At 69.3% G+C, this 16,091-nt stretch carries 13 protein-coding genes and 5 tRNA genes; 10 read left to right on the forward strand and 8 right to left on the reverse strand.

Annotated features, from left to right (window positions below; all coding sequences use genetic code 11):
• Positions 1-5 precede the first annotated feature (5 nt).
• The 6 genes from ACIOHP_RS33615 to ACIOHP_RS33640 form a co-directional block, all read right to left on the reverse strand.
• Complete coding sequence (locus ACIOHP_RS33615; protein WP_005479603.1) at positions 6-419, reverse strand: roadblock/LC7 domain-containing protein; 414 nt, start codon at positions 417-419, stop codon at positions 6-8.
• A 10-nt stretch (positions 420-429) separates the two neighbouring features.
• Positions 430-3,708, reverse strand: a complete 3,279-nt coding sequence (locus tag ACIOHP_RS33620; protein ID WP_401893417.1) for a nitrate- and nitrite sensing domain-containing protein — start codon at positions 3,706-3,708, stop codon at positions 430-432.
• Positions 3,709-4,087: 379 nt separating this feature from the next.
• Positions 4,088-4,663 carry an ATP/GTP-binding protein gene (locus ACIOHP_RS33625; RefSeq protein WP_046258886.1) on the reverse strand — a complete coding sequence of 192 codons (576 nt, stop codon included), beginning with the start codon at positions 4,661-4,663 and terminating at the stop codon, positions 4,088-4,090.
• Positions 4,644-5,039, reverse strand: a complete 396-nt coding sequence (locus ACIOHP_RS33630) for a DUF742 domain-containing protein (RefSeq protein WP_188289079.1) — start codon at positions 5,037-5,039, stop codon at positions 4,644-4,646. The genes ACIOHP_RS33625 and ACIOHP_RS33630 overlap by 20 nt, the downstream gene beginning before the upstream one ends.
• Positions 5,040-5,149: 110 nt before the next feature.
• Positions 5,150-5,563 (reverse strand): roadblock/LC7 domain-containing protein, encoded by a 414-nt coding sequence (locus ACIOHP_RS33635; protein ID WP_003973453.1) that lies wholly within the window; start codon positions 5,561-5,563, stop codon positions 5,150-5,152.
• Between the two features lie 9 nt (positions 5,564-5,572).
• Positions 5,573-9,358 (reverse strand): nitrate- and nitrite sensing domain-containing protein, encoded by a 3,786-nt coding sequence (locus ACIOHP_RS33640; RefSeq protein WP_401893419.1) that lies wholly within the window; start codon positions 9,356-9,358, stop codon positions 5,573-5,575.
• Positions 9,359-9,961: 603 nt separating this feature from the next.
• Between ACIOHP_RS33640 and ACIOHP_RS33645 the strand changes: the two genes are divergently transcribed.
• The 9 genes from ACIOHP_RS33645 (at position 9,962) to ACIOHP_RS33685 (ending at position 13,940) form a co-directional block, all read left to right on the forward strand.
• On the forward strand, positions 9,962-10,147 hold the full coding sequence (locus ACIOHP_RS33645; RefSeq protein WP_046258883.1) for a hypothetical protein: 186 nt from the start codon (positions 9,962-9,964) through the stop codon (positions 10,145-10,147).
• A 115-nt stretch (positions 10,148-10,262) separates the two neighbouring features.
• Positions 10,263-11,039 carry a fumarylacetoacetate hydrolase family protein gene (locus ACIOHP_RS33650; protein WP_327719591.1) on the forward strand — a complete coding sequence of 259 codons (777 nt, stop codon included), beginning with the start codon at positions 10,263-10,265 and terminating at the stop codon, positions 11,037-11,039.
• On the forward strand, positions 11,023-12,507 hold the full coding sequence (gltX, locus tag ACIOHP_RS33655) for a glutamate--tRNA ligase (RefSeq protein ID WP_401893422.1): 1,485 nt from the start codon (positions 11,023-11,025) through the stop codon (positions 12,505-12,507). The genes ACIOHP_RS33650 and gltX overlap by 17 nt, the downstream gene beginning before the upstream one ends.
• 95 nt (positions 12,508-12,602) lie before the next feature.
• Complete coding sequence (locus ACIOHP_RS33660; protein ID WP_401893424.1) at positions 12,603-13,334, forward strand: HAD family hydrolase; 732 nt, start codon at positions 12,603-12,605, stop codon at positions 13,332-13,334.
• Positions 13,335-13,424: 90 nt separating this feature from the next.
• Positions 13,425-13,496: transfer RNA gene (locus ACIOHP_RS33665), tRNA-Gln, on the forward strand.
• 40 nt (positions 13,497-13,536) lie between these two features.
• Positions 13,537-13,609: transfer RNA gene (locus ACIOHP_RS33670), tRNA-Glu, on the forward strand.
• A 62-nt stretch (positions 13,610-13,671) separates the two neighbouring features.
• Positions 13,672-13,744: transfer RNA gene (locus ACIOHP_RS33675), tRNA-Glu, on the forward strand.
• Positions 13,745-13,764: 20 nt separating this feature from the next.
• Positions 13,765-13,836: transfer RNA gene (locus tag ACIOHP_RS33680), tRNA-Gln, on the forward strand.
• Between the two features lie 31 nt (positions 13,837-13,867).
• Positions 13,868-13,940 (forward strand) — tRNA-Glu (locus ACIOHP_RS33685).
• A gap of 53 nt (positions 13,941-13,993) precedes the next feature.
• Here ACIOHP_RS33685 and ACIOHP_RS33690 read toward each other — a convergent pair.
• Positions 13,994-14,638 carry a MerR family transcriptional regulator gene (locus ACIOHP_RS33690; protein WP_401893425.1) on the reverse strand — a complete coding sequence of 215 codons (645 nt, stop codon included), beginning with the start codon at positions 14,636-14,638 and terminating at the stop codon, positions 13,994-13,996.
• A gap of 89 nt (positions 14,639-14,727) precedes the next feature.
• Between ACIOHP_RS33690 and ACIOHP_RS33695 the strand changes: the two genes are divergently transcribed.
• Positions 14,728-15,252 (forward strand): DUF4188 domain-containing protein, encoded by a 525-nt coding sequence (locus ACIOHP_RS33695; protein WP_401893427.1) that lies wholly within the window; start codon positions 14,728-14,730, stop codon positions 15,250-15,252.
• A 75-nt stretch (positions 15,253-15,327) separates the two neighbouring features.
• Here ACIOHP_RS33695 and ndgR read toward each other — a convergent pair whose 3' ends face one another.
• Complete coding sequence (gene ndgR / locus ACIOHP_RS33700; protein WP_007384919.1) at positions 15,328-16,044, reverse strand: IclR family transcriptional regulator NdgR; 717 nt, start codon at positions 16,042-16,044, stop codon at positions 15,328-15,330.
• Between the last annotated feature and the right edge of the window lie 47 nt (positions 16,045-16,091).

The following is a 16,091-nucleotide window of genomic DNA, read 5'->3' on the forward strand; positions in this document are numbered from 1 at the left end:
GTCTGTTAGTTGAGAAGGCTCCCTTGGAGCTCGGCCCGAAGATCGGGCGTCAGGACCGTACCGGCACGGTCCACCAGGAGCGCCATCTCGTACCCGATGAGACCGATGTCCGCCTCGGGATGTGCGAGAACTGCGAGCGATGATCCGTCGGAGACGGACATGATGAAGAGGAATCCCCGCTCCATCTCCACAACCGTCTGGTTCACGCTGCCGCCCTCGAAAATGCGCGAGGCGCCGGCGGTCAGTGAGGTCAGACCGGACGCGACGGCCGCAAGCTGGTCGGCGCGGTCACGCGGAAAACCCTCGGACATCGCCAGAAGGAGTCCGTCGGCGGAGACCACCACCGTGTGGGACACCCCGGGGGTGTTGTCCACGAAGTTGGTGATCAACCAGTTCAGGTTCTGTGCCGCCTGGCTCATCGGGCTCACACTAACGCTCCTGGTTGTAGGTGCTGTCAGAACCGAAGCCCTGACCGTTCGTTTCACTGCTTGCGCTGCGGCCCCGCTCGACACCGCGGCGCAGGTTGCTCAACCTGCCCCGGACGTCCTCGGGAGCGCGGGAGACCTGTGGGCCGCCCTGGGGGGTGGTCTCGGCGGCTCCCTCGACCAGGTTGGCCTTGGGCACCCGCCTCGGCAGACCGGAGGAGGTGACCCCGCCTGCCTTGGGCTTCTTGAGTGCCGAAGCCTGCTGCCAGCGCTCGTCGTTGGCCGAGCGCCAGTCACCGTTGCCACTGCCGTTGCTCTCCGGTGCGGAGGCCGGCTGTTCCTGGTTCACGTGCCGCGAGCCGAACATGTCGGTCGTGCTGCCCGTGCCGTTCGTTCCGTTCGCCCGGGCTGTGCCGTTCGTCCCGCCCCCGCCGGATCCGCGGCGGGGGAGCCCCGCCTCGGTCAGGTCGTGAGCGGCCGACGGAGCCGGACCCGGACGGTCGAAGCCTACGTGGTCGCGCTCACCGACGTCAGCGGCCTGCGCGGATTCCGCTTCGGGAGCGTACTGGTCCTGGTACCCGTTCTGGTACCCGTCCTGCTGCGGCCAGTCGTCCTGGTAGCGCCGCTCCTCGAAGGCCGGGATGGACTCCGGTACGGACGTGTGGTCCGTCTGGGCGGGTTCCGCATACGTGGGCTCGGGGTAGCCGCCGTTCGACGAGAAGGCGTCGTTCTGCGGCACACCGCCGTTCGGCGCGTAGTACTGCTCGTCGTACGACGCCTGCTGCGGCTCCTCGTACGCGGCGCGCTGCGGCTCGGCGTAGGGCGCCTGCTGCTCCTCGTAGCCGGAGGGCTGCTGGAAGCCGCCGTGGCCGTTCTCGTAGGCGGCCTGCTGGGCGTCGAACTCGTCGACGTACGAGGGGTTCCCGGGGCCCTCCAGGGACGGCTGGCCCTGCTGGGCCTCAAGGGCCGCGCGGCGCTCCTCACGCATGAGGGAGCGGCCCACGGGGTCCAGCTCGCGGATGTCGTCCGGGACCTCGGTGTAGCGGCTGTCGTCGAAGCCGAGCTCGGCGGCCGTACGCATCGGCAGACCGTTGTTGAAGTTCTCGCCGCCGAAGCTCTGCTCCGGGATGATCTGCGAGACCGTGAACTCGTCCTGGGACGGCTGCTGCTGCTCGCCACCACCACCGTGGGTGATCGCGTCCGGCAGCATGACCAGCGAGGTCGTACCGGCCTGCTCGCCCGAGGGACGCAGCTGGACGCGGATGCCGTGCCGGTCGGACAGCCGGCCGACCACGAACAGGCCCATGCGCTGCGAGATCGCGGCGTCCACGGTCGGCGGGTTGGCCAGCTTGTGGTTGATGTCCGCGAAGTCCTCGGCGGTGAGGCCGATGCCCTTGTCGTGGATCTCGATCATCACGCGGCCGTCGGGGAGACGGGTCGCGGTCACACGGACCTTGGTCTGCGGGGAGGAGAACGTGGTGGCGTTCTCCAGGAGCTCGGCGAGCAGGTGCACGAGGTCGGTCACGGCGCGGCCGTGGATCTCGGCCTCCGGGACGCCCGAGAGCTCGATGCGCTCGTACTGCTCCACCTCGGAGGAGGCGGCGCGGAGCACGTCGACCAGCGGGACCGGCTGGTCCCAGCGGCGGCCGGGCTCCTCGCCTGCGAGGACCAGGAGGTTCTCGCCGTTGCGGCGCATACGGGTCGCGAGGTGGTCCAGGCGGAAGAGGTTCTCCAGCTGGTCCGGGTCGGCCTCGTTGTTCTCCAGCTCGGTGATGAGGGTCAGCTGGCCCTCGATGAGCGACTGGTTGCGGCGCGACAGGTTGGTGAAGATCGCGTTGATGTTGCCCCGCAGGAGAGCCTGCTCGGCGGCGAGCCGGACGGCCTCGCGGTGGACCTGGTCGAAGGCGCGGGCGACTTCGCCGATCTCGTCGGTCGAGGTGATCGGGATCGGTGTGACCCGGGTGTCGACCCGGCCAGGGTCCGTGCGGGAGAGCTGGTCGACCAGCATCGGCAGGCGCTGCTCGGCGATACCGAAGGCGGCGTTGCGCAGCTGGCGCATCGAGCGGGACATCTGGCGGGCCACCATGCCGGCCAGGATGAACGCGGCGAGCAGGGCGACCACGACGGCGGCACCGGTGACGAAGGCGTCCCGCTGGGCGTCGTCGGCGATGCCGGCGGCCTCGTCCACGGCCTTGTCGGCCATGTCGGACTCGATCGTCCGGTAGACGTTGTACTTGAGGGTGTTGACCGCCCACCAGTTCTCGGCGGTGATGCCCTTCGTGGCGAGCGCGTCACGCTCGGACTTGTCGGTGGAGGTCAGACCGCCGATGCCCCGGACCATGTCGACCGGGTTGGCCGGCGGCGCCACATAGGCGGAGTTCTTCTGCTTGGCTTCCTTGGCCATCGTCGCGCCGTCGGCCAGGGCCTGCTTCTGCAGGGTGTCCAGCTTCTGGGCGTCGGCCTCGGTGCCACCACCGATGTACTCCTCGATGGCGATGCCCTCGAGGTAGGCGTACGAGGTGAGCGCGGTGCGCTGGGCGGCGAAGCTCTTGGCGTCCGTGCCCGGCTTGATCAGCAGGTGCATGCCGATGGAGCGCTCGAGCGACAGCGAGGCCTTGGTCAGCGCGATCGCGTAGACGGTACGGCCGTAGCTGGTGATGTTTCCGGTGCCGAGACCGAGCTCGTTGGAGAACTCCATCAAGGGGTGCGCGACCTCGACGTAGCCCTCTTCGGTCTTCACGCCCTTGAGCTTGTCGGTGTAGGCGGCGGCGCGCAGCTTCTGGAGGTTGGGCTCAACCTCGCGGAAGATCTGGAGGCGGCGCTGGAGGCCCGCCGTCTGCGGCATGTTCTGCGCCGCCTCGTCGAAGGCGTCGGCGGCGGTGTCCGTGGCCTTGCGGGCGGCGACGACCGTCTTGTCGTCCTCGCCCAGGCCCTGGAGCAGCGGGGCGGCGGTGGAGTCGCGCTCGGTGTAGAGGGCGTCGCCGTAGGTGAGGGCGGCCCGGACCAGACGTGCGGTCTTCTCCGCGTCCTCGGCCTGCTGCCAGGTGTCGATCGAGCTCTTCACCTGGAAGCCGCCCATGACGAGGCCGACCAGCACGGGTATGAGCAGGATCGCGTTCAGCCGCGTCGGCACGCGCCAGTTGCGCGGGGAGAGACGGCTGCCGCTCGGGGCGGGCGCGGCCGTCGGTTCCGAACCGGGCACAGGGGCGGGCGCCGCTCCGCGCGGCGGCGGGGTGAAGTTGCCCCGGGCCGACGGCTCGGGACCGTTCTTGCTTCGCCTCACTCGACCAACAACCTTCCGGCGGGGTCGGCACCAACGTTGTGCCGCAGTCTCTCAGAGCCCAGTGCGCCATCGACTAGTGAGTACGTCTTTGACTATTGGGCAGTTCAGGCATTCCAGCATGTCCGCCTACGGTCCTCCAAACATGGGAGGGCGAGGATTCGGAGTGATGTAAGCCCTAGATAAAACGGTCATAAAGAGCGAGCCCCGTCAAATGACGGGGCTTTTGTGAGCGCAGTGAGACCGCTTGGCAACGACGCGTGGCCGTACCACCCGATTCCTCTGCCGAAACGTTATGAACACCAGGGCCGACCGTGTCAAAGGACACAGCCGGCTCCGGGGCGTCTACGACAACTTCCGTACGGCACGGACGATTTGAGTGCTACCGCAGCCGTGCCATCAAAGCATGCTCGACCAGCGTGATCAGGGCACTCTTCGCATCCGAGCGGTGCCGGGCGTCCGTCGTGATGATCGGGGTGTCCGGACCGATCTGCAGCGCCTCGCGCACCTCCTCGGGTGCGTAGGGCTGGTGCCCCTCGAAGCCGTTGAGCGCGACGACGAAGGGGAGACCGCTGTTCTCGAAGTAGTCGACCGCGGGGAAGCAGTCGGCGAGACGGCGGGTGTCCACCAGCACGATCGCGCCGATGGCGCCGCGCACCAGGTCGTCCCACATGAACCAGAAGCGGTCCTGGCCCGGCGTACCGAACAGGTACAGGATCAGGTCCTGGTCCAGGGTGATGCGTCCGAAGTCCATGGCGACCGTGGTGGTCGTCTTGCCCCCGGTGTGCGTGAGGTCGTCGATCCCCGCGCTCGCCGAGGTCATGACGGCCTCGGTGCGCAGCGGGTTGATCTCGGAGACGGCGCCCACGAACGTGGTCTTGCCGACGCCGAAGCCGCCGGCCACCACGATCTTCGCGGAGGTGGTCGCCCGGCCTCCGTCAGAGCTTGCGAAGTCCACTGAGCACCCTTTCGAGCAGTGTCACGTCCGGAGCGCCGGTGCTCTCGTCGCCGCCCGGCTGGTGGATGGCGACGAGACCCGCCTCGGCGAGGTCCGCGACGAGGATGCGGGCCACACCGAGCGGCATGGCCAGAAGCGCCGACACCTCGGCCACCGACTTCACCTCACGGCACAGGTGGCAGATGCGCTGGTGCTCGGGGAGCAGGCCCATCAGTGCCGCCGGGTCGGCCGTGGTGCTGATCAGGGCCTCTATGGCGAGCTGGTAGCGCGGCCGGGTCCGGCCGCCGGTCATCGCGTACGGACGTACCAGCGGCTGGTCGCCCTCATCCTCGTACGGCTCCGCGTACGGATCATGAGAGGCGTTGGGCGGGGTCATGAATCCTCCGGGCGGGACAGCAAGTCGGTCAGTCAAGCCGTCTGACATGGCCGTGGGGGGATTGTGGCGGCCGGACGGTGATTTGGTGAGACGGGTGGATCCGGGGCCGGTCAGTGAAGCAGACTGCCCTGTAGTTCGGCGCGGAGATCAGGCGTGAGGACTGCCCCCGCGCGGTCGACGAGCAAGGCCATCTCGTAGCCGACCAGGCCGATGTCGCACTCGGGGTGAGCGAGCACCGCCAGCGACGAGCCGTCCGAGACGGACATCAGGAACAGGAAACCCCGCTCCATCTCGACGACCGTCTGTGCCACGTTGCCGCCCTCGAAGATCCGGGAGGCCCCGGCTGTCAGCGAGGTGAGACCCGACGCGACGGCCGCCAGCTGGTCGGCACGGTCACGCGGGAAACCCTCGGACATCGCCAGCAGAAGACCGTCGGCGGACACGACGACGGTGTGGGACACCCCGGGGGTGTTGTCCACGAAGTTGGTGATCAACCAGTTCAGGTTCTGTGCCGCCTGGCTCATCGGGCTCAACTAACGCTCCTGCTGGTGAGTGGGGCTCGGGAAGCTGCCCGTCTGGCCGGTGCCGGCCTGACGACCTTGTGCGATACCCCGACGGAGATTGGTCAGACGGCCGCGTACGTCATCAGGCGCACGCGAGACCGCCGGACCGGATTGGTGCTGTTGCTGCTGAGCCGTGCCCGGGACGAGGTTCGCCCGGGGCACCCGGCGCGGCAGGCCGGAGGTGGTGACCCCGCCCGCGGCCGGCTGCCTGACCCGCTCGGCCTGCCGGACGAGATCGTCGTTCGGCGAGCTGCGCCAGGAGGAATTGGCCGCGGTCCGCTGGGGAGCGGAGGCGGGGGACTGGGGAGCCGCGGAGTTCTGCGGCTGCTGCGGGGCCTGAGCCGGAGCGCTGCCCTGCTGATCCTGCTGGCCGGCCTGCTGACCGTGGAACCAGTTGGTCTCGAGGGTGTCGTACAGCGGCGTCCGTCCGTCGCCCGCGCCCGTCGCCGGAGGCAGCGCCTCGGGCTCCTGACGGGCGGGACGCTGCGGACGCGGCGGGACCGGGGGACGCGGGGCGCCGAAGTCGGCCGGACCACGTCCACCGTTCGTCTGCGGTCGCTCGAACTGGCCGGTGTGCTGCGGGTTCTGGTGACCCGGCAGCGCGTGCTGGCCGGTGGAGCCGTTGTCCTGGCCCGGCATCGGGAACTGGCCCGTGGAGCCGTTGTCGTACCCCTGCGGAACCGTGAACGGGCCCGTCGCCGAGGGGCTGTTCTGCCCCGCGGTGCCGAAGACGTCCGGGCGGACGAACGAACCCGTGCCGCTCTGCGGAGCATCGGTGCCGGGGCGGGCGAACTGGCCCGTGTTCTGCGGGGCGTCGTACTCGGAGCGGGCGAACTGACCGGTGTTCTGCGGGGCGTCGAAGTCCGGGCGGGCGAACTCGGAGGTGGAGCCGGGACCCTGGCGGTTGTCGGACCGGGGGATCGCGGGCATCTCCGTGGTCGCGCCCGGGCCCTGCCGGTCGTCGATGCGCGGCATACGGGACGTCTGCGCGGAGTCCTGCTCGTCATGGCCGCGCGGGGTGTCGAGCGAGGTGTGCGAGATCTGCGGCTGCGCGTTCTCGTCGCTCCAGCTGGGCGTCCGGGGCTGCTGCGGGTTGCCGCCGGGCAGCTCGGCCCGCGGACCGCCACGGCCCGGGAGCTGACGCCCACGGCGACGGCCCTGCTGCTCGTTGCCCGAGTTGCCTGCGGGAGCGGACTGCTGCGGCGGTACGGGACCGCGGCCGCCACCGAAGGCGTCCTGCGGCGCTGAGGTGCCCGCGGCCTGGAGCCCCTGCGGCGCACCCGGCGCCTGACCGCCGAACCCGGCGCCCGCACCGGCCGGGGAAGGCCGGCCCTGCGGAGGAGCCGAGGGGGCCTGGGGTCCGCGCGCGCCACCCGGCGCACCCGGACGACCGCCGTTGCCCGTGCCCGGCAGTGCGGCCCGCGGCCCCTGACCGGCGTTGAGCAGGCCACCGGGCTGAGCGCCGGCACCGAGGGGCGCACCCGCACCGAACGAGCCGCCCTGCTGACCGGGGCCACGACGGGCCGCGGCCACACCGGCGGACGCCTGTGCGACGGACGGGGCACCACCGGCACCCTGACCGGGCTTGGGCTGCGGCTTCTTGCCGCCCTGGGCGACATCGACGGGCAGCATGACCAGCGCGGTCGTACCACCGGAGTCGGACGGGCGCAGCTGGATGCGGATGCCGTGCCGCTGCGACAGCCGGCCGACCACGAACAGACCCATGCGCCGGGAGACCGAGACGTCCACGGTGGGCGGCGAGGCGAGCCGCTCGTTGATCGCCGCGAGGTCCTCGGGGGAGAGGCCGATGCCGGTGTCGTGGATCTCGATCAGCACGCGGCCGTCGGGCAGCGCGTGACCGGTGACCTTGACCTTGGTCTGCGGCGAGGAGAAGGAGGTCGCGTTCTCGAGCAGCTCGGCGAGGAGGTGCACGAGGTCGTTGACGACGCGGCCGGCGACTTCGGTGGTCGGCACCGAGGCCAGCTCGATGCGCTCGTACTGCTCCACCTCGGAGGCGGCGGCGCGGAGCACGTCGACCAGCGGGACCGGGCGGGTCCAGCGGCGGCCGGGCTCTTCACCGGCGAGGACCAGGAGGTTCTCACCGTTACGGCGCATACGGGTCGCGAGGTGGTCCAGCTTGAACAGCGAGGACAGCTGGTCCGGGTCGGCCTCACGGGACTCGAGCTCGGAGATCAGCGACAGCTGGCGCTGGATAAGACCCTGGGAGCGGCGCGAGAGGTTGGTGAACATCGCGTTGACGTTGCCCCGGAGAAGGGCCTGCTCGGCGGCGAGGCGGACCGCCTCGCGGTGCACGTCGTCGAAGGCCGCGGCCACCTTGCCGATCTCGTCCCGGGAGTGCACACCGACCGACTCCACGGACGTGTCGACGTCCTGCGGGTCGGACTCGGAGAGCTGCTTGACCAGCTCGGGCAGCCGGTCCGTGGCGACCTTGGTGGCGGTCTCCTCCAGCCGGCGCAGCGAGCGGATCATGGACCGGGCCACGACGAAGGCGCCGACGAGCGAGATGCCGAGCACGAGCAGGATCAGCGCACCGGAGATGATCGCTTCCTGCTCCGACTCGTTGCGCAGCTCGCGGGCCTTCTGCTCCATCTCCTCGAGCAGCGTGTGCTCGATCTTGCCCATCTGGTCGATCTTGGAGGAGCTGTCGTCCACCCAGTCCTGGTAGGACCGCTTGTCCAGGTTCTCCAGACCGTCCTGGGCGTTCAGCGCACGGCTGGCGTAGGTGTCGGCGGACTGGATGGTGGAGTTGTTGTCGCTGATGGGCTCCATGAGCTCCACGGCGCTGGTCTTGCCGTAGATGACCTGGAAGCTCTTGATGTCGGCTTCTTCGTTGGTGAGAGCCGACTGGCCGTAGAGCCGGTCGTTCTCGGAGAGGTCGCCGAACGTCGTCTTGTTCGCGGGCAGGGCCGCCGCGAGGACCGCGCGCTGCACGGAGGAGTACTCCTTGGCGGCGGAGAAGGCCGCCAGGGCACGCGTGCGCTGGATCATCTCGGGGTTGCTGGTCGCCTGCGCCATGTCGCGCGAGAGGTCGAGCAACTGCGTCACGAGGCGGTGGTAGGCCTCCACCGTCTGGGTGGAGTTGTCCTTCTGCTCGTAGGCGGTGTTGCGGATCTTCTCGATACCGCGCAGGTTGCTGACCAGGAGCACCACGTTGTCGCGGACGCCCTGGAGGCTTCCGCCCTCGGCGTCGATCTCCTCCGAGGAGTCGACGAAGTCCTCGAGGGCGCGGTCGGTCTTGTCGCGCAGACCCTTGATCGTGTACTCGGTCGCGCTGGAGCCGTGCGCCAGCGGACCGGCGGACAGGTCGCGCTCCCTCTGGAGCGCGTCGGCCAGCGCGGTCGCCTGCTTGGTCATGTCCGTCAGCAGCTTCATGTTCTCGAGCTGCTGGATGTCGTCCATGTTGTCGCTGATGCGCAGGGCGCCCAGCGAGGTGGCCGCGACCACGGGCAGCGCGAGCAGCGACACCAGGCGGGTGGAGATCCGCCAGTTGCGCAGCGCTATTCGTGAGCCGGGGCCGGTCGGGCCCTTGGGCGCCTTCACCGTCGGGGCCGCGGGGTTCGCGGGTCCGGAGGACGCCGCGCCGGGTCGACCGGAGCGCTCGCCCCCGTCACCGGACGCGGTCGTCTGGCCCGGGTTCTGGGCGTGCTGGGGCGCGGAGCCGCCTTTCGGGCCAGTCCCGCCGTGCGGCTCCGGCTCCGCCGAAGCGCTGCCATCCCTCTTGAAACGTCCCTGCACTAGCGTCGCAACCTCTGGACCAGGCACCCCTCCGCGTGAACGGAAGGGCACGGTGTCGGCGTACTAGGGGGCGCCCTGAATTACGCCCCCCATGGTCGTGAGTGACCGGCGCTGGCTCCCCCTTACTCGCCGCCACCCGGCGCGTGGTGCGCCCCCAGTGCGCCGGCTCGTTCCTGCGGCGGTCCGTGAGATTCCAGCACAGTGCAGGATCTCCAACAAGGGCCGTAGGCCAGGCTGTGACTTCCGTGACAGCACGTGAGGGACGGGTTACGAGACGTAGAAAGTGATCCACTCAAAAGTGGACGTACCCCAACGGATCCCTTGTGGGGCAAGGGTGTCCCAGTCGCCATGATCAGGAGCGGAATGGTGCCTTCAGGGGGTCAATGTCCGTTTCGTTGGGGTGGATTGCGGGCCTGAATTGACCGCTTTGCGTCTCACCCCGTGAGCAAACTCACATGCGGATCATGGGGTCTTCACGCCTTCGGAGGGGAATCGCATGTTTAGCCTGACGCTTTACATGACGTAACACTTTGACAACTCGCGCCCGCCCGGGGCCCCTTGGGACCCGTCCGGCGCCCGAAGACGACAAGGGCTCGTACAACCGTGAAGACGACGATGATGTTCCGCAACATAGCCAACCCGCGGCGCACGACGCTGGCGCACCTCGAGGACGCCGACGACCTGCAGACCCCGGAGCTCCCGGAGCACTCCGTCGACCTCCCGGCCCAGACCGCCAACCCGCGCCGCACGATCCTGATGGACGTCCCGGTCTCCGCCACCGCCGAGTAGATCATGCTCGTACGACCGTCGGGGCGCCCGCGCAATGCGCGAGGCGCCGGCCCCTTGCCGCGTTAGCCTGGAGCGTCAGACTCCAGACAGCTCAAGTGAGGGGCGCAAGGATCCCGTGCGCATCGCCAGATTCTCCATCGACGGGAACGTCGCCTTCGGCGCGGTCGAGGGCGACAAGCCGGACGAGCTCGTCCTCGACATCATCAAGGGCATCCCGTTCGCGGACTTCGAGCTCTCCGGTACGAAGGTCCCGCTGAGCAAGGTCCGGCTGCTGCCGCCGGTGCTCCCCAACAAGGTGGTGGCCTACGGCCGCAACTACGCCGAGCACGCGCGGGAACTGGGCAACGAGGTCCCCGACGCCCCGTTCGCCTTCTTCAAGCCGTCCACCTCGGTGATCGGCTCCGGCGACGAGATCCAGTACCCGTCCTTCTCCCAGGACCTCCACCACGAGGCCGAGCTGGCCGTCGTCATCGGCCGTATGTGCCGCGAGGTCCCGCGCGACCGCGTCAAGGACGTCATCCTCGGCTACACGTGCGCCAACGACATCACCGCCCGCGACGTCCAGAAGCGCGAGAAGCAGTGGGCCCGGGCCAAGGGCTTCGACACCTCCTGCCCGCTCGGCCCCTGGGTGGAGACGGACCTCGACCCCTCCGATCTCACGATCCAGCTCACGGTCAACGGCCAGCAGCGACAGCTCGGCCGCACCAGCGAGATGATCCACCCGATCGAGGATCTGATCGTCAACATCTCCGAGGCCATGACGCTGCTCCCCGGCGACGTGATCCTCACGGGCACCCCGGCAGGCGTCGGGCCGCTCACCGTCGGCGACGAGGTCGCCGTCACCATCGAAGGCATCGGCACTCTCACCAACAAGGTTGTCAAGCGTGGCTAGCGCACCCGTCCGCGTACGTTTCTGCCCCTCGCCCACCGGTAACCCCCACGTGGGCCTGGTCCGCACCGCCCTGTTCAACTGGGCGTTCGCCAAGCACCACCAGGGCACCCTCGTCTTCCGCATCGAGGACACCGACGCGGCCCGCGACTCCGAGGAGTCCTATGAGCAGCTGCTCGACTCGATGCGCTGGCTGGGCTTCGACTGGGACGAGGGCCCCGAGATCGGCGGCCCGCACGCGCCGTACCGCCAGTCGCAGCGCATGGACCTCTACAAGGACGTCGCGGCCAAGCTCCTGGACGCCGGTCACGCGTACCACTGCTACTGCTCCCAGCAGGAGCTGGACACCCGCCGCGAGGCCGCCCGCGCCGCCGGCAGGCCCTCCGGCTACGACGGCCACTGCCGCGAGCTGACCGCCGCGCAGGTCGAGGAGTACAAGGCGCAGGGCCGTGCGCCCATCGTCCGCTTTCGCATGCCCGACGAGACGATCACCTTCACGGACCTGGTCCGCGGCGAGCTGACGTTCACCCCGGAGAACGTGCCGGACTACGGGATCGTGCGAGCCAACGGGGCGCCCCTCTACACCCTCGTGAACCCCGTCGACGACGCCCTGATGGAGATCACCCACGTCCTGCGCGGCGAGGACCTGCTCTCCTCCACCCCTCGCCAGATCGCCCTGTACAAGGCGCTGACCGAGCTGGGCATCGCCAAGCAGACCCCGTCCTTCGGCCACCTGCCGTACGTGATGGGCGAGGGCAACAAGAAGCTCTCCAAGCGCGACCCGGAGTCCTCGCTCAACCTGTACCGCGAGCGCGGCTTCCTGCCCGAGGGGCTGCTCAACTACCTCTCCCTCCTCGGCTGGTCGCTCTCGGCCGACCAGGACATCTTCACGATGGACGAGATGGTCGCGGCCTTCGACGTCGCGGACGTCCAGCCCAACCCGGCCCGCTTCGACCTCAAGAAGTGCGAGTCGATCAACGGCGACCACATCCGCCTGCTGGACGTGAAGGACTTCACCGAGCGCTGCGCCCCCTGGCTGCGGGCCCCGTTCGCCCCCTGGGCGCCGGAGGACTTCGACGAGTCGAAGTGGCACGCGATCGCCCCGCACGCGCAGACCCGTCTGAAGGTCCTGTCGGAGATCACGGACAACGTCGACTTCCTGTTCCTGGCGGAGCCGGTCTTCGACGAGGCGTCCTGGACCAAGGCGATGAAGGACGGCTCCGACGCCCTGCTCCGCACGGCCCGCGAGAAGCTGGAGTCGGCGGACTGGACCTCCGCGGAGTCCCTCAAGGAGGCCGTCCTGGCGGCGGGCGAGGCCCACGGCCTCAAGCTCGGCAAGGCCCAGGCCCCGGTCCGGGTCGCCGTCACCGGCCGCACGGTCGGTCTGCCCCTCTTCGAGTCCCTGGAAGTGTTGGGCAAGGAGACGACCCTGGCCCGCATCGACGCGGCCCTGGTGAAGCTGACGGCGTGACGCACGCGCACGTGAGGGGCGGCACCGGGTCACCGGGTGCCGCCCCTTCGCGGTACCCCCGGACAGGGCGGCAACTCCCGGGTTACGGTCGGATCATGAGCATTCGTGCCGTGGTCTGGGACGTGGACGACACCCTCTTCGACTACACCGGTGCCGACCGCGCCGGCATGCGTCTGCACCTCGCGGCCGAGGGGCTGCTGGAGGCGTACGAGAGCGCCGAGCAGGCCATCGTGAGCTGGCGGGAGATCACGGACGTCCAGTGGGCGCGGTTCTCGGCGGGGGAGGTCGACTTCCAGGGCCAGCGCCGGGACCGGGTGCGGGCGTTCCTCGGCGCGGAGCTGAGCGACGCGGAGGCCGACGCCTGGTTCCAGCGGTACATCGCCCACTACGAGACGGTCTGGGCCCTCTTCCCGGACGTCCTGCCCGTCCTGGACGCCCTGGCCGACAGCCACCGGCACGCGGTGCTCTCCAACTCCAGCATCCACGTCCAGGACCGCAAACTGCGTGCCCTCGGCGTGTACGACCGCTTCGAGGCCGTCCTCTGCGCCGCCGAACTCGGCATCTCCAAGCCGCAGGCCGGTGCCTTCCACGCGGCCTGCGAGGCCCTGGAACTCGCCCCGGAGGAGGTGGCGTACGTCGGCGACCATCCGGAGATCGACGGACGCGGTGCCGCCGAGGCAGGCCTGCGTTCCTTCTGGATCGACCGCGACGGTGTGTACGCGACCGGGACGGCACCCGTCGGCCCCCACCGGATCGCCACCCTCGCCGAACTCCCCGCCCTCCTCGGCGCGGATACCCGTTTTGGAGCCCCGTCCACCTTCGGGTAATGTTCTTCCTGCGCCGCCGGAGAGCGGGCCGAAAGGCCGGGACCGACGGAGCAAACTAGAACAAGATCCCCTTCGGGGCTTGCGTTCCAGTGGCCTATGGTGTAATTGGCAGCACGACTGATTCTGGTTCAGTTAGTCTTGGTTCGAGTCCAGGTAGGCCAGCTCGCAGAGCTCATCTGCAAGCGGAGATCGATTCCGCAAAGCCCCCGTTGTGTAGCGGCCTAGCACGCTGCCCTCTCAAGGCAGTAGCGCCGGTTCGAATCCGGTCGGGGGTACAGATCCTTCCCGCGAGGATGGTCAGGGTAGCTCCCGCCGATCTCGATGCAGGATCGCTAGGGCCCCCGTTGTGTAGCGGCCTAGCACGCCGCCCTCTCAAGGCGGTAGCGCCGGTTCGAATCCGGTCGGGGGTACGAAAAGCTTTAAACCTTATTGGTCTATGGTGTAATTGGCAACACTACGGTTTCTGGTACCGTCATTCTTGGTTCGAGTCCAGGTAGACCAGCTCGGAACTGCGGAAACGCAGGATCGCTAGGGCCCCCGTTGTGTAGCGGCCTAGCACGCCGCCCTCTCAAGGCGGTAGCGCCGGTTCGAATCCGGTCGGGGGTACGTACAGGGAAGGCCCTCCACTTCGGTGGGGGGCCTTCGCCGTTCCCGGCGGCCTACTCGTAGCCGTACCTCCGCGTCGACTCCTCCTCCTGTGCCAGCCGGTGCAGCGCCCGGAGCATCGGCTCGACGAGCACCACACCCAGCACCGCGACCTCCGCCTTCTCGGCCTCCGAGACATGCGACTCCATGAACTCCATGTCCAGCTCGGCCACTTGGCGCATGAGCCGGGCATAGGGCACGAGGGTTTCGGGATCCCAGTCGTAGCCCAGGCGGCGCAGTGCGGCCGTCGCCACCACGAGGGAGCGGAACGAGGGCGAGATCGTCGTCAGGGCCTGGGCGTTGGACCACCCCAGCGTGTGGAGCAGCTCCTCCATCGATGCCCGCGCCCCCCGTACGAACTCGTCGTCCGCGTCCGGCTCCGGCACCTGCGGCATGGCCCACACCGCCGCGCCCAGACGCATCGCGCGGGGCAGTGAATCGTCGTCGACATGCCCCAGCACCTCCCGGACCGTCGCCACCGGCACCCGGCCGACCTGGATCATCGCGCGGATCAGCCTCAGCCGGCGCAGGTGCTCCTCGTCGTACTCGGCCGTCGTCGTGTTGATCTGGCGGCCGGGGGCCAACAGCCCTTCGCGCAGGTAGTACTTGATCGTCGCCGTGGACACCCCACTGCGCTCGCTCAGTTCGGCCAGCCGCATGTCTTGCGCCCTTCATTGGGTAGTGCCACTATCCAAGCATCACTCAGAAGGATAGTGCCGCTATCCGACAGGGGAAACGGGGGCTCGTCATGTTCGCCAAGCCCATACCGGGCCGCACCACCGCCGACGCCGAGGGCGATGTGGTCGTCCTGCTGATCGGCATGCGCATCAACCACTTCTGGGCCGTGCACCACTGGTTCCCGGTGCTCCTGGCCATGCCGAGGATGCTGCGCGAGCTGGGGAGGGCGCCGGAGCGGGGACTGCTCGGCCATGTCCTGCTGACGGCCGGCCCGCGGACGTACTACGTCGTCCAGTACTGGGAGTCCAAGGAGAAGCTCTACGCCTACGCGCAGGCACCGGACATGTTCCACCGCCGGGCGTGGGCGATCATCAACCGCAAGGAGAAGGCGGGGAAGGCCAGGCAGCACGTCGGGCTGTGGCACGAGACCTATGTCGTGCCCGAGGGGTCCTACGAGTCGATCTACGCCGACATGCCGGCCTTCGGACTCGCGGCGGCGCACGGTCAGGTGCCGCTGGAGCGGCGGGGGCGTACCGGCAAGGACCGCTTCGCGCACCGGTCGGCGAAGGCGAAGGTGGCCGAAGAAGCCAAGTGACGGGGGGATCGGGGGACGGGGAGGGCCTGCCGCGGCGTTGGGGCAGGCCCTCCCCGCTGTCATGTCCCGGGTTCGTCAGCCGGTGCGGCGCAGGGCCTCGGAGAGGCGGGCGGCGGCGTCGATGACCGCCTGGGCGTGCATACGGCCCGGGTGGCGCGTCAGGCGCTCGATGGGGCCGGAGACCGAGACGGCGGCCACGACTCGGTTGGAGGGGCCGCGGACGGGCGCGGAGACGGAGGCCACGCCCGGCTCGCGCTCACCGATGGACTGGGCCCAGCCCCGGCGTCGTACGCCCGAGAGCGCGGTGGCCGTGAAACGGGCGCCCTGCAGGCCGCGGTGGAGGCGCTCGGGCTCCTCCCAGGCCATCAGGATCTGGGCCGAGGAGCCGGCCTTCATCGTGAGCGTCGAGCCGACCGGGACGGTGTCCCGGAGTCCGGACAGCCGCTCGGCCGCGGCGACGCAGATGCGCATGTCGCCCTGGCGGCGGTAGAGCTGCGCGCTCTCGCCCGTGATGTCACGGAGATGCGTGAGCACCGGGCCCGCGGTGGCGAGGAGGCGGTCCTCGCCCGCGGCCGCGGCCAGCTCCGCCAGCCGGGGGCCGAGAATGAAACGACCCTGCATGTCGCGCGCCACCATACGGTGGTGTTCCAAGGCCACGGCCAGCCGGTGGGCCGTGGGTCGTGCCAGTCCGGTGGCCGCCACAAGACCTGCGAGGGTGGCCGGACCGGACTCCAGGGCGCTGAGGACAAGGGCTGCCTTGTCCAGAACGCCGACGCCGCTACTGTTGTCCATGAAACGATACTCACGTCTCACTCTGTGAAACGCAAGTTCCTTTTTTC

The sequence above is a fragment of the Streptomyces sp. NPDC087859 genome (assembly GCF_044742595.1).
GTDB lineage: Bacteria > Actinomycetota > Actinomycetes > Streptomycetales > Streptomycetaceae > Streptomyces > Streptomyces canus_F.

What these genes read in the sequence shown, in the direction of transcription:
- ACIOHP_RS33635 (WP_003973453.1), bottom strand. Translation starts at nt 5,563, where the DNA reads ATGAGCCAGGCGGCACAGAACCTGAACTGGTTGATCACCAACTTCGTG.
- ACIOHP_RS33615 (WP_005479603.1), bottom strand. Translation starts at nt 419, where the DNA reads ATGAGCCAGGCGGCACAGAACCTGAACTGGTTGATCACCAACTTCGTG.
- ACIOHP_RS33695 (WP_401893427.1), top strand. Translation starts at nt 14,728, where the DNA reads ATGTTCGCCAAGCCCATACCGGGCCGCACCACCGCCGACGCCGAGGGC.
- ndgR (WP_007384919.1), bottom strand. Translation starts at nt 16,044, where the DNA reads ATGGACAACAGTAGCGGCGTCGGCGTTCTGGACAAGGCAGCCCTTGTC.
- ACIOHP_RS33630 (WP_188289079.1), bottom strand. Translation starts at nt 5,039, where the DNA reads ATGACCCCGCCCAACGCCTCTCATGATCCGTACGCGGAGCCGTACGAG.
- ACIOHP_RS33660 (WP_401893424.1), top strand. Translation starts at nt 12,603, where the DNA reads ATGAGCATTCGTGCCGTGGTCTGGGACGTGGACGACACCCTCTTCGAC.
- ACIOHP_RS33690 (WP_401893425.1), bottom strand. Translation starts at nt 14,638, where the DNA reads ATGCGGCTGGCCGAACTGAGCGAGCGCAGTGGGGTGTCCACGGCGACG.